This window comes from Ignavibacteria bacterium (assembly GCA_016873775.1).
Classification (GTDB): Bacteria; Bacteroidota; Ignavibacteria; order UBA10030; family F1-140-MAGs086; genus JAGXRH01.
In genome coordinates this window covers 1-12,304 of record VGWC01000069.1, presented here as the reverse complement: position 1 = coordinate 12,304, position 12,304 = coordinate 1, and the positions used below count along the sequence as shown (strand labels likewise).

Below are 12,304 nucleotides of genomic sequence, written 5' to 3'. Positions count from 1 at the left end.
GTGTTGTAATGAAAACGACGAACGGAGGAATTACCTTTGTTCCCGAAGAACAAGAAAAATTACCTTCAGATTTTCTGTTGTTACAAAACTATCCAAATCCGTTCAACCCGACAACAACAATACGATTTAAAATTCCCGTAGGGGCAATTCATGAATTGCCCCTACAAACAACATTGAAAGTTTTCGACATTCTTGGAAGAGAAGTAGCAACGTTACTCAACAATGAAAGAACTCCAAGCAGGCGAACACGAAATAGAATTTGATGCGAACAAACTTTCGAGCGGGATGTATTTTTATAGGTTGCAATCGGGAAAGTTTTCTGAAACGAAGAAGATGATTTTGTTGAAATAAATTTTTCTGCCACCAATTGCACGAATTTACACGAAAGAAAAATTAGTGTTCATTCGTGTAATTCGTGGCTACTAAACTCATATTATTCACAAACTAACACCTAACACCAAAAACCTAACACCTTAACTATGGAAAAAGATTTCTTGCCCATCAACGGAACAGATTATATCGAGTTCTTTGTCGGCAATGCAAAACAGGCGGCGCATTTTTATCGCAGCGCGTTTGGATTTCAACTTGTTGCGTATCGCGGACTGGAAACCGGAGAACGAGAAAAAGTTTCGTACGTTGTGCAACAAGGGAAAATTCGCTTTGTGCTCACAACTCCGTTACATCCTGATAATGTTATTTCCGAACAGATTAAACTGCACGGCGATGGCGTGAAGGATTTAGCGTTGTGGGTTGATGATGCCGAGTCTGCTTTCATCGAAACGACAAAACGCGGAGGAATTCCCGCGCAAGAACCAACGGAATTAAAAGACGAATTCGGCGTTGTAAAAAAATCTGCAATAAAAATTTATGGCGATACGATTCATTCTTTTGTTGAAAGAAAAAATTATAGTGGAACGTTTCTTCCCGGTTTCAAAAAAATAGAAAAGACCGATACAATTTCAAATCCTGTTGGTTTAAAATATGTTGACCATTGTGTTGGAAATGTTGGTTGGGGACAAATGAATACGTGGGTAAAATTTTATGAAGACGTGATGGGATTTAAGATGTTCAGGCATTTCGACGACAAAGATATTTCGACGGAATATTCTGCGTTGATGAGCAAAGTAATGTCGAACGGAAACGAGCGGATTAAATTTCCTATTAACGAACCGGCAGCGGGAAAAAAGAAAAGTCAAATCGAAGAATATCTGGATTACTACAGAACTGCCGGCGTGCAGCATATTGCGATGGCGACGGATAATATTTTGGAAACAGTTGCGCAACTTACAAAACAAGGCGTGGATTTTCTCTATGTGCCGACAACATACTACGACGATTTACAAGTGCGTGTGGGAAAAATTGATGAGCCGCTCGATGAATTGAAAAAACTCGGCATTCTCGTGGATAGAGATGACGAAGGATATTTGCTGCAAATTTTTACGAAACCCGTAGAAGATAGACCGACGTTATTTTTTGAAATCATTCAGCGGAAAGGAAGCAGAAGTTTCGGCAAAGGAAATTTCAAAGCATTGTTTGAAAGTATTGAGCGAGAGCAGGAGAAGAGGGGGAATCTTTGAATAATTGAGAATGAAGAATTAAAAATTAGGAAGAAATAATCGAGAGGTAATATTTATGCAAGTACAATCTCAAAGAGAATACGAAGAAATTGAAATTACTTGTTCAGAATGTTGTAAAGTAGTTTCCGAGTCTGATACGATTTGTCCAAATTGTGGCGTATCGCTTTCAGAGGATGAAGAAATTCACGGAGAAAAATTTCCTTGTCCTGATTGCGGAACAATGATTTCAGAAACGCAAACCGAGTGTTCAGTTTGTGGAAGATTTTTTGAAGGAAAGGAACAATCAACATTAGGAAAAGCCGAAGAAAAGAATTACGAATATGCTCACTGTTCGGAATGTGGTGCAGAAATTTCTGATAAAGATACAAACTGTCACACGTGTGGAGTTTCGTTTGCCGAAGAAGAAGTAACATGTTCTAATTGTGGCGCAACGATTGCAGAATCTGCAACAAGTTGTCCGAAATGTGGAACAACGTTTTCAAATCTGTTCAAATGCCCCGATTGTGGAGGAGAAGTTTTAGAGAATGAAAAAAAATGTCCAACGTGTGGTTGTGTGTTTGATGAAAGTGAAATAGCAAAGGATGAGCAAAAGAGAAATGTAACGGATGAAACAGAAACGTATTGTTCAAACTGTGGTGCAATCGTAAATGGAAACGATAAAGAGTGTTCGTCGTGTGGTGAATCGTTAATCGAAGAAGAAACAATAAACGAAAGTGATTTTCAGTTTTGGAAAGAGACAAGTGATGAAAGTGAACTTGCCTATTTGAAAGGAATGTTGGAAGAAGAGAATATTGAATACGTTGTAATGAATGAGCGAAATGCCAGTAACACGTTTCCTTTCTCATTTCGAAATTCGCTAACGAAAATATTTGTTGCGAAAGTGCAACTGAAGGAAGCAAATAAATTATTCGACGAATATTCCAATGCAGCAATTGAAATGCCAACAACGTTTGAAGAAGAACAACAGAACGTAATTCAAGAAAAGAAAACAGAGGAACAAGAAACTATAACAAATGTTCTAAATCCGAGAGGGCTCCATTCTATTGAACTCAAACTCTTTGAACGTTCAGAGTTGAAAAATACAATTCGTAAACTATTGAAGTCTACGGAAATAATTATTTCAACCGAATTATCTCAAAGAAAAAAAGAACTCGAACACATTTTCAAACAACTTGAAGGTGGGACTACGCTTTTACTTTCTCAAAGTGAAACAGAAACGTTTGCAGCATTATTCTCTTTCCTCGATGCAACCTCTCGAATGAATTCAGCACTTGAAAATATTCAACAAAAATTTAATACATTTGCCACCGAAAAAAATTGATAACGAAAGAATGAATTATGTTTGAACTCTATCCATCCGAACTTGTCTGGTTCATCGTTGGCTTACTCTTTATTCTTACCGAACTGATGCTTCCGGGATTTGTTATCATCTTTTTCGGCGTTGGCGCGTGGGTTACTGCATTGTTGGTGTGGTTGCATGTGCTTCCATCGTTCACTTCGCAACTTTTTGTATTTCTCATTGCATCGGTTCTCGCATTGGTGTTGTTTCGGAAAAAAGCCACGGGAATTTTTCGCGGGAAAATTACAGGCAAACTTGATTCCGACGATGAACTTGATAATGTGAACGGACAAAAAGCAAAAGTTATTGCGGAAATAGTTCCAAACGGCGTGAGTGGGAAAGTAGAATTATTCGGAACAATTTGGCAAGCAGAGGCGGATGTTCTAATTCCAACAGGAACAATTGTAGAAGTGGTGGAACGAAATAATTTAGTGTTAAAAGTCAAATCAATTCAATAACTCATAATATTTTAGAAAGGTAATTTTATGGACGTCGGAACAATAATTTTATTAGGACTTATATTTCTTGCATTTATCGTTGTGATGAAATCGGGACGCGTGGTTCCGCAAAAAACCATTTTCATTATAGAACGATTGGGCAAGTATCACGAAACATTCGATGCGGGTTTTCACATCCTCATTCCGTTTGTTGATAAAGTTGCGTATAAACATTCGTTGAAGGAAGTTGCAATTGACGTTCCTCCGCAAGGATGTATTACGAAAGATAACATTCAAGTGGAAGTGGACGGTATTTTGTATTTTCAAATCATTGACCCGGTGAAGGCATCGTATGGAATCAGCAATTATGCTTTTGCTTCGATTCAACTTGCGCAAACAACGTTGCGAAGTCTCATCGGAAAAATCGAACTTGACAAAACATTTGAGGAGCGCGAAAAAATCAATGCAGAAGTCGTAACGGCAGTTGACCACGCATCGGTTCCGTGGGGATTAAAAGTAACGCGTTATGAAATAAAAAACATTGTTCCGCCGTCGAGTATTCGTGATGCAATGGAAAAACAAATGCGAGCAGAACGAGAAAAACGCGCGTTGATTGCAGAATCGGAAGGGGATAAGCAAGCAAAAATAAATCGCGCAGAAGGCGATAAACAAGAAGCGATTGCGCGTTCGGAAGGTGAAAAAATGAAACGCATCAACGAAGCGGAAGGACGCGGGCAAGAAATTGAGCGAGTCGCAAATGCAACGGCAAAAGGAATTCGTGAAATCGCTTCTGCAATCAACGAGCAAGGCGGAATGAATGCTGTGAACTTGCGCATCGCCGAACAATACTTAAACGAATTTGGAAAACTCGCACAAAAAAATAACACGATGATAATTCCTTCCAATCTTTCCGATGTTGCGGGAATTGTTGCTTCCGTTGGGAAAATATTTTCGACGATGAGCGAAGGGAAAGAAACGGAAGTGGGGAAGAAATAAATTTTAGATTTAACCACTGAGACACTAAGGGCACTAAGTTTCACTGAGAAAATTTGTGTTTCTTTGTGTTCTCAGTGTCTTAGTGGTTTAATAAAACAAATTCAATGAAACTCTGCACGTTTGAAATAAAAACAAAACTCGGTCGCTACAATCGTCTTGGTGCGGTGGTTCGAAACGGCATTCTCGATTTGAATTTTGGTGCGGCGTATTATCTTGCGAGAATGGGAGAAGCAGTGCCGTATCAATTTGCCAACGCAATTATTCCGAGCGATATGCTTTCTTTTTTGCAAACGGAAAATACCGGAATACGTTTTGCAAAAGAGACGTTGGAGTTTTTTGCGAATGAATTTTCTGGAAAGAATATTCCCATCGGATTGAATGAAGAAACAATTTTTTATCAACTGAATGAAGTGAAACTGAAAGCGCCATTGCAAAATCCAACTTCGTTCAGAGATTTTTATGCGTTTGAAAATCATGTGAAGAAAGGATTTGAAAAACGCAGCGAAGAAATGCCGAAAGAGTGGTACGAAATTCCCGTCTATTACAAAGGCAATCACAACGCAATAATCGGAACGGATGAAGATGTAACGATTCCTTCATTCACTGAGAAATTTGACTATGAACTTGAACTCGGTTTCGTAATTGGAAAACTCGGAAGAAATATTTCCGAACACGATGCAATGAAACATATTGCTGGCTTTACAGTGCTGAATGATTTTTCTGCACGCGATATGCAGCGAAAGGAAATGAAAGTGCGATTAGGTCCCGCAAAAGGTAAAGATTTTGCAACTGCAATAGGTCCCGTTCTCGTTACGCCTGATGAAATCGGTGATGTGTATAATTTGAAAATGACTGCACGAGTGAACGGAGAAGTTTGGAGTGAAGGAAACACGGGAACAATTTTTCATAAGTTTGAGAAAATGATTGCGTTTGCCTCAATGGAAGAAACACTTTTGCCAGGAGATTTATTCGGTTCGGGGACGGTAGGAACAGGTTGCGGCCTTGAACTTGATAAATGGGTCAAGGCAGGCGATATCCTGGAACTTGAAATTGAGAAAATTGGTATATTGCACAACAAAATTTTTTAGAAAGTTCGTTCGTTAATTGGTTTGCTTGTTAGTTCGTTCAATGAGTAACAAGCAAACGAAATAACGAACAAACCAACAAACGAAACAACGAACAAACGAATAAATGTTTCCACTCAAGAAGGGAAAAACAACATCGCAAGCGCACGTAGGATTGCCCGAAGGAACGTACGAAGAAGAACACGGACGCAAAGGTTTTTTCGGGAAGTCAGCGCATTTATATCATACGCATCCGCCGACGGGATGGATAAAATTTGAAGGAAAACTTCGCCCGCATTGTTTGGACTTAAACAAACTTTCTCCGAGTGATTTCAATGATGCAAAAGGAAGTTCAATTTGCTTCATCAAAAACAATGACGTTCAGCTGTATGTTTCTCGACGCAGTGAACCGATGCCGTTTTATTATCGCAATGCCGATGGTGATGAAATGTATTTTGTGCATCGCGGCAATGGAAAAATAGAAACAGACTTTGGCGCGCTTGATTTTGAAAAAGGCGATTATATTATTATTCCTCGCGCTGTAACGTATCGCATCATTCCAAAAACAAAAGATAATTTCTTTTTTATTGTTCAATCGAGAACAGAATTTAACGAGCCGGATAAAGGATTGATTGGACAACACGCATTATACGACCCGGCAGTAATTACAACTCCCGAGCCCGAACCGATTATTGATAACAAAGAATGGGATGTTCGCATAAAAGTTGATGAAGAATTTTCGACGGTTACATATCCGTTTAACCCGATTGATGTTGTCGGTTGGAAAGGCGATTTGACGGTTTGGAAAATCAATATGCGCGACATTCGACCGATAATGAGTCATCGCGCACATCTTCCGCCGTCAGCACACACAACGTTTGTAACCGAAGGAGCAGTGATTTGCAGTTTTCTTCCTCGTCCATTAGAAGAGGATGAAGATGCGTTGCGTGTTCCGTTCTTTCATCGCAACACAGATTACGATGAAATCATTTTTTACCACGACGGAGAATTTTTCAGCAGAGATAATATCGGACCAGGAATGTTAACGTTGCATCCGCGAGGAATACATCATGGTCCGCATCCAAAAGCATTAGCGAATCAAAAGAAGAAAACTCACACTGATGAATATGCAGTAATGCTCGATGGATTAAATCCTCTCTATATTACTTCCGAAGGAGAAAAAGTTGAATGGGAAGAATATTGGAAAAGTTGGTTAGAAAATAAGTAATCAGAAGTACAGCGAATGATAGTTGTTGACCCGAAAACAACGAATGAGAAAAATCTTTATAAATTGATGATTGGATGTATTGTTCCTCGTCCTATTGCATTCATTTCTACAACGAATACGGAAGAAGGCAATAATCTTGCGCCGTTTAGTTTTTTTATGGGAGTGGGAGCAAATCCGCCGTCGTTGGCTATTTCTATATCGAAACGTGGAAACGATGGAGGAACGAAAGATACATTGAAGAATATTTTAGAAATGAATGAATTTGTCGTAAACGTAGTTACTGAAGAAATTGCGGAACAAATGAACATTACCTCTGCAGAGTTTCCTTCGCACATTGATGAATTTATTGTTTCAAAACTTACTCCAATTCCAAGTGCAAAAGTGCGACCACCGCGAGTAAAAGAATCTCCCATCAATATGGAATGTAGAATGTTGCAATCTGTTACCGTTGGCGATTCCACCATCATCATCGGCGAGATAGTGTATTTTCATATCGCGGAGGATGTATTTGAGAATTATCGTATTGATATTTCCGAACTTCACCCTATTGGGAGATTAGCGGGAGATCATTACAGCAGAACACGAGATATTTTTGATTTAGTGCGACCGAAAACGTAATTCATTCAAGGAAACCAGTAAAATTTTTTTACATTATTCACAAACCATAATAATTTGAGCAATTTAATTATGAAGAAATTCTTATTATTCACTGCCGCAATCATCCTTGGTTCGTGTTCAAAACCGGATGATACGGTAACGCCGCCAACAACGTACGAACTTCCATTTAAATTAGCAGTTCCCTATAATATCACTGCACATTCTGTTGACTTAGGATGGAGTTTTTATTCGGAAAAAGATTTTTTAAAATATGAAGTGTACAGTTCATTAGATAGCAGTTTTCTTTATGATTCTGTTTCGTTGTTTGCTACGATAACTTCGAAAAAGCAAACCAGCACATCGGTGACGGATTTGCTTGCAGATACAACATATTATTTTCGTGTTCGTGTTGTAAAAACCGACGACACAAAACTCACGACACAGTTGGAAAGTGCAATAACTTCGGATGAAATTTTGATTGCTGTCGGAATGCCGTATAATATTACGTACAAATCGTTCGAGATATCGTGGAACAAATATGCAAATTCGCGCAACGATTTTGACCAATACGAAGTGCATACTTCTATTGCGAGCGGCTTTACTCCTGATGTTTCTACGTTAGTTAAAAAAATAACCAATAAAGAAACAACATCGTGGACGGTAGATGATTTAAAAGATAACAAACGATACTTTTATAAAATCCGTTTAATAACAAGAAAAAGCGGTGTTACAAAGTATTTCGATACAGAAGAACGAACTGCATTAACGTGGGTGTTATTCTTCAATCGTTTTGAAGATGCGTTGGGAACTGTTATGGATTCATTGCCGCCGTTGTATAATGACGACGACCCACCGGATCCGACGGATACAACAACACGAAATTCTGATTTCACATTCAATACGTTGAACCTAACGAATTTCAAAACGATAAAAATAGAATATACGATGCGCGCGCGTGCGTGGGTGTTGCCCGGCGTTGCTCGTTGGGGAATAAATTTTTACACAACAGTTTCCGATACTATTCCCGTGAATACAACTTCGCCTCGTTCATTTGTAAAATACTTCTATGATTATCAGATTCTTTCTGCAGAACAAGCTGATATTTTTGTGGATTATGAAATTGGCTCGCAAGGTGTCAGCGATAAATTAGAAATGTACAATGTTGTCATTAGCGGAGAACGTCTCATCAATACTAAACAACACGTTCCTCAACAGAACACTTCTCAGCGATAACGTGGAAGAAATTCTTTATTCCGATTTGCAAGAAAAAATTTCCAATGCTCATTGCGTTGGAAATTTTTCTTTTAAAGAGAAATTCATTTCGTTTCAAAACATCGGAGAAATGGTAGCACAGCACGCTCGCGAATTTGCTCAACTTCCGTTTTGCATTTTTTATTCCGATTCGGCAAATGAAAAAACGCGAACGGAAATTTCGTACGAAGAATTCTATCTTCGCGTTGGAGAAACAACAAATTTTCTTCTGCAACATAAAATTTTGCGAGGTGATAATGTCGCTGTTGTTTCGTTTAATCATCTTGATACGGTTATACAATATTTTGCCATTTGGTTTCTCGGTGCTGTTGTTGTGCCGATAAACATTGGTGAAGATAATGTGCGTATTGAATATATACTGTCAAATTCAAACGCGAAACTTGCATTTGTTCGCGAACAATATTTGGAGAAATTAGAATCAATCGTCGAAAATAATTCTTCGCTCAAAAAAACAATACAACTTATTCGAACAGGAAATTCTCTTTCTCTCCCATTGAAAAATGCGTATGTTGAATTTCCATCGGCAACCTTCCATCTCCAATCGGAAATTTCTTTGAGAGAAATTCCCACGCTCGATGATGAAGCGCTTCTTGTGTACACTTCTGGAACAACGGGGCTTCCAAAAGGAGTTGTTCTTACGCAGTACAATTTGCTTGTTGATGCCAAAGAAATTTCTGCGTGGCATTACATTACTTCTGAACAACGAATGATGTGTGTCCTTCCGCTTCATCACGTCAATGGAATAATCGTTACCCTCATTACTCCGATGTATGTTGGAGCAAGCGTTGTGTTGAATCAAAAATTTCATTCCCGTTCTTTTTTTGAACGAATCCAATCCGAGAAGGTGAATGTTGTGAGTGTTGTTCCGACGCTGTTACAATTTTTGTTGCACGAACATTCGAACGCTTCGTTCATTTCGGTTCCTTCATTACGCCATATAATTTGCGGCGCAGGACCATTGACTGTTGAACTCGCATTAAGATTTGAGGAACGATTTCATATTCCGATTCTTCATGGCTACGGACTTTCGGAAACAACGTGCTACTCGTGTTTTCTTCCGTTAGAATTGAGCGAAGAAGAACATAAACATTGGTTGAAGGATTTTGGTTTTCCTTCCATCGGCGTTCCGATTCCGTGTAATGAAATGACCATTCACGATGAACAGGGAAATGAACTGAGCGAAGGTGAAAAAGGAGAAATCGTTATCCGCGGACATAACGTAATGAAATATTATTTTCAGAATGATGAAGCAAATGCGAAAACATTTGCATTCTCTTGGTTCAGAAGCGGCGATGAGGGATTTTATCAATGCGATGAAAAAGGAAGAAAGTTTTTTTTCATCACAGGAAGAATGAAAGAACTGATTATTCGCGGCGGTTCTAATATTTCTCCGTTTGCAATTGATGAAGTCTTGATGAATATTGACGGAGTTGCCGCAGGTCTTGCTGTTGGATTTGAAAACGATTGGTACGGCGAAGAAATAGGCGCATATATACAACTGAAAGAAGGAGTTTTGCTTCCCGAAAAAGAAATTTTGGAACGTTGCAGAAAACATTTTTCATTTGCACATTCTCCCAAAGTTGTTGTATTCGGAATGGAAATTCCGGTAACGTCAACAGGAAAATACCAACGCAACAAACTGAAGCAGTTATTCACGCAATGGAAATCAATACAGTTTTCGGAAAACAAAAAATCAAAACACTGATGAAACATTTAGTTTTTGTATTCTCACTTTCGTTTCTTTTTTTGAATTGTCAATCAGAAACATCACAAACTTTTACTCAAATGAACACCTATACACAGTTGGAGAAATCCATAAATAGAACAGACACCATCGTACTCGGCGGCGGATGCTTTTGGTGCCTTGAAGCAGTGTACGATGAACTCGAAGGAATTGTTGATGTTGTTTCGGGTTATGCAGACGGAACAACGATGAATCCTACGTATGAAGAAGTTTGTTCCGGGAAAACGGGACATGCGGAAGTCGTGCAAATTCGTTTTGATTCGAGTAGGATTCCGCTTGAACAAATTTTGGAAATGTTTTGGAAATGCCACGACCCAACAACAATAAATCGTCAAGGAGCTGATGTTGGAACACAGTATCGTTCTATCATTTTATATAACAATGATGCACAGAAACGCATTGCGGAATACTCGAAACAAACAGTGCAACGAGAATTTGAAAATGACATTGTAACGGCAATACAACCGTTGAAAACTTTTTTTTACGCTGAAGAATATCATCAAAATTATTTTGCAAAGAATCCAGAGGCGCCGTATTGTGTGTTTGTTATACAGCCAAAACTGGAAAAAGTAAAACGGACAAAAAAGTGAAACTTATTTTTTCAAAACACAAAAAAAAACTCGCCGTCGGTTTAATGTCGGGAACATCGCTCGATGGAATTGATGCAGTAGTTTGCGAAATTGAAGGCAATGGAATTTCAATAAAAGTACAAACGCTGGCATGTGAAACGTTTCCGTATGCAACAAAATTCCGTGAATATATTTTAAAAAATTCTCATCCTTCGACTGCAAAACTTGATGATATTTGTCGTTTGAATTTTCTCTTCTCTGAAATGTTTGCGGATGCAGTAAAAAAGATTGTAAAAAAAAGCGGAAGGAACATTTCCGAAATTGATTTCATTGGTTCACACGGACAAACAATTCAACATTTACCGAAAGCAACAACATTATTTGGGAAACATATTCGCTCGACATTGCAAATAGGAGACGCATCCGTGATTGCAAAGTTGACAGGAATTGTAACTGTTGGAGATTTTCGTGTGGGCGACGTTGCATTTCGAGGAACCGGTGCACCGCTTGTTCCATACGTTGATTATTGTTTGTTTCGTTCTACAAAAGAACATCGCGCGCTCCTCAACATTGGAGGAATTGCAAATATGACGTTGCTTCCGAAAAATTGTTCGCTCCAACAAATTCTTGCATTTGATACAGGTGCGGGAAATATGGTGATTGACGCACTGATGAAAATTTATTTTAAAAAACAGTTTGATAGAAACGGAAAAATTGCATCAAAGGGAAATGTACATCAGCAACTGTTGTGCAGTATGCAACGACACTCGTATTTCAGGAAACCACTGCCGAAATCAACGGGACGAGAAGATTTTGGAAAAGAGTTTGTTGAAATACTTATCCGAGAGAGTACGCGATGGAAATTATCAAATGAAGATGTTATTGCAACTGCTACTTATTTTACTGGGTGGGGAGTTTGGTTTCATCTTAAAAAAATTTTTGTAAAGAAAAAGTTTCCGAATGAAATAATTGTGAGCGGAGGAGGGGCGCATAACAAAACGATGCTCAAATTTTTGCAAGAATTTTTTCCTCGTACAATAATTACACCGATTGATGCATACGGAATTTCCAGCGATGCAAAAGAAGCAATTGCATTTGCAATTCTTGCAAACGAAACTCTGCATGGAAACTCTTCCAATGTTCCTTCGGTAACCGGCGCAACGCGTGCGACAATTCTTGGGAAAATTTGTTTGCCGTGAATGAAGAATGAAAATCAAAAAAGCAACTGAAACATCTTGGTTTTCGGTTTTCTTTTTTAGAATGAAATTCCATTTCATTCTACAATTTGAGTAAATATTTTTGTAAGTTTGCCCACAATTTTTTTTGTTATTGTTGTTCGGTAGTTGTTCTATAACTAACGAATAACAACTAACTCATACCAATGAATGTAGTACTTTGTCTTTTCTCCAACAATTAAATTCAGTTCAACAACAAGCGGTACAAGCAACGGAAGGTCCTGTGATGATCGTTGCAGGAGCGGG

The 12,304-nt window shown here is 38.6% G+C and carries 11 protein-coding genes and 1 pseudogene; all 12 read left to right on the top strand.

The genetic code is table 11. The annotated features are described in order from the left end of the window. The 12 genes and pseudogenes from FJ218_09065 to FJ218_09010 all read left to right on the top strand — a co-directional run bounded on the left by FJ218_09065 (position 1) and on the right by FJ218_09010 (position 12,022). A pseudogene (locus FJ218_09065) lies at positions 1-351 on the top strand (T9SS type A sorting domain-containing protein). 128 nt (positions 352-479) lie between these two features. Beyond that, positions 480-1,577 carry a 4-hydroxyphenylpyruvate dioxygenase gene (hppD, locus tag FJ218_09060; protein ID MBM4167047.1) on the top strand — a complete coding sequence of 366 codons (1,098 nt, stop codon included), beginning with the start codon at positions 480-482 and terminating at the stop codon, positions 1,575-1,577. A gap of 55 nt (positions 1,578-1,632) precedes the next feature. Then, entirely contained in the window at positions 1,633-2,898 is a 1,266-nt protein-coding gene (locus tag FJ218_09055; GenBank protein ID MBM4167046.1) for a zinc-ribbon domain-containing protein, read from the top strand. A gap of 17 nt (positions 2,899-2,915) precedes the next feature. After that, a complete protein-coding gene (locus FJ218_09050) occupies positions 2,916-3,374 on the top strand; it encodes an NfeD family protein (protein MBM4167045.1) in 459 nt (152 codons plus the stop codon). 27 nt (positions 3,375-3,401) lie between these two features. Further along, on the top strand, positions 3,402-4,349 hold the full coding sequence (locus tag FJ218_09045; protein MBM4167044.1) for a paraslipin: 948 nt from the start codon (positions 3,402-3,404) through the stop codon (positions 4,347-4,349). 104 nt (positions 4,350-4,453) lie between these two features. Then, complete coding sequence (locus FJ218_09040; GenBank protein MBM4167043.1) at positions 4,454-5,437, top strand: fumarylacetoacetate hydrolase family protein; 984 nt, start codon at positions 4,454-4,456, stop codon at positions 5,435-5,437. A 103-nt stretch (positions 5,438-5,540) separates the two neighbouring features. Then, positions 5,541-6,641 (top strand): homogentisate 1,2-dioxygenase, encoded by a 1,101-nt coding sequence (locus FJ218_09035; GenBank protein MBM4167042.1) that lies wholly within the window; start codon positions 5,541-5,543, stop codon positions 6,639-6,641. A gap of 18 nt (positions 6,642-6,659) precedes the next feature. Next, entirely contained in the window at positions 6,660-7,259 is a 600-nt protein-coding gene (locus FJ218_09030; protein MBM4167041.1) for a flavin reductase family protein, read from the top strand. A gap of 69 nt (positions 7,260-7,328) precedes the next feature. After that, a complete protein-coding gene (locus FJ218_09025; protein ID MBM4167040.1) occupies positions 7,329-8,471 on the top strand; it encodes a fibronectin type III domain-containing protein in 1,143 nt (380 codons plus the stop codon). Further along, positions 8,398-10,215, top strand: coding sequence for an acyl--CoA ligase (locus FJ218_09020; protein ID MBM4167039.1), 1,818 nt, complete (start codon positions 8,398-8,400; stop codon positions 10,213-10,215). The genes FJ218_09025 and FJ218_09020 overlap by 74 nt, the downstream gene beginning before the upstream one ends. After that, on the top strand, positions 10,215-10,844 hold the full coding sequence (gene msrA / locus FJ218_09015) for a peptide-methionine (S)-S-oxide reductase MsrA (protein MBM4167038.1): 630 nt from the start codon (positions 10,215-10,217) through the stop codon (positions 10,842-10,844). Before FJ218_09020 ends, msrA begins: the two co-directional genes overlap by 1 nt. Continuing rightward, entirely contained in the window at positions 10,841-12,022 is a 1,182-nt protein-coding gene (locus tag FJ218_09010) for an anhydro-N-acetylmuramic acid kinase (protein ID MBM4167037.1), read from the top strand. The genes msrA and FJ218_09010 overlap by 4 nt, the downstream gene beginning before the upstream one ends. Positions 12,023-12,304: the final 282 nt, after the last annotated feature.

Coding starts and splice junctions, on each gene's coding strand:
- hppD (MBM4167047.1), top strand. CDS start 480: ATGGAAAAAGATTTCTTGCCCATCAACGGAACAGATTATATCGAGTTC.
- FJ218_09055 (MBM4167046.1), top strand. CDS start 1,633: ATGCAAGTACAATCTCAAAGAGAATACGAAGAAATTGAAATTACTTGT.
- FJ218_09050 (MBM4167045.1), top strand. CDS start 2,916: ATGTTTGAACTCTATCCATCCGAACTTGTCTGGTTCATCGTTGGCTTA.
- FJ218_09045 (MBM4167044.1), top strand. CDS start 3,402: ATGGACGTCGGAACAATAATTTTATTAGGACTTATATTTCTTGCATTT.
- FJ218_09040 (MBM4167043.1), top strand. CDS start 4,454: ATGAAACTCTGCACGTTTGAAATAAAAACAAAACTCGGTCGCTACAAT.
- FJ218_09035 (MBM4167042.1), top strand. CDS start 5,541: ATGTTTCCACTCAAGAAGGGAAAAACAACATCGCAAGCGCACGTAGGA.
- FJ218_09025 (MBM4167040.1), top strand. CDS start 7,329: ATGAAGAAATTCTTATTATTCACTGCCGCAATCATCCTTGGTTCGTGT.
- FJ218_09020 (MBM4167039.1), top strand. CDS start 8,398: ATGTTGTCATTAGCGGAGAACGTCTCATCAATACTAAACAACACGTTC.
- msrA (MBM4167038.1), top strand. CDS start 10,215: ATGAAACATTTAGTTTTTGTATTCTCACTTTCGTTTCTTTTTTTGAAT.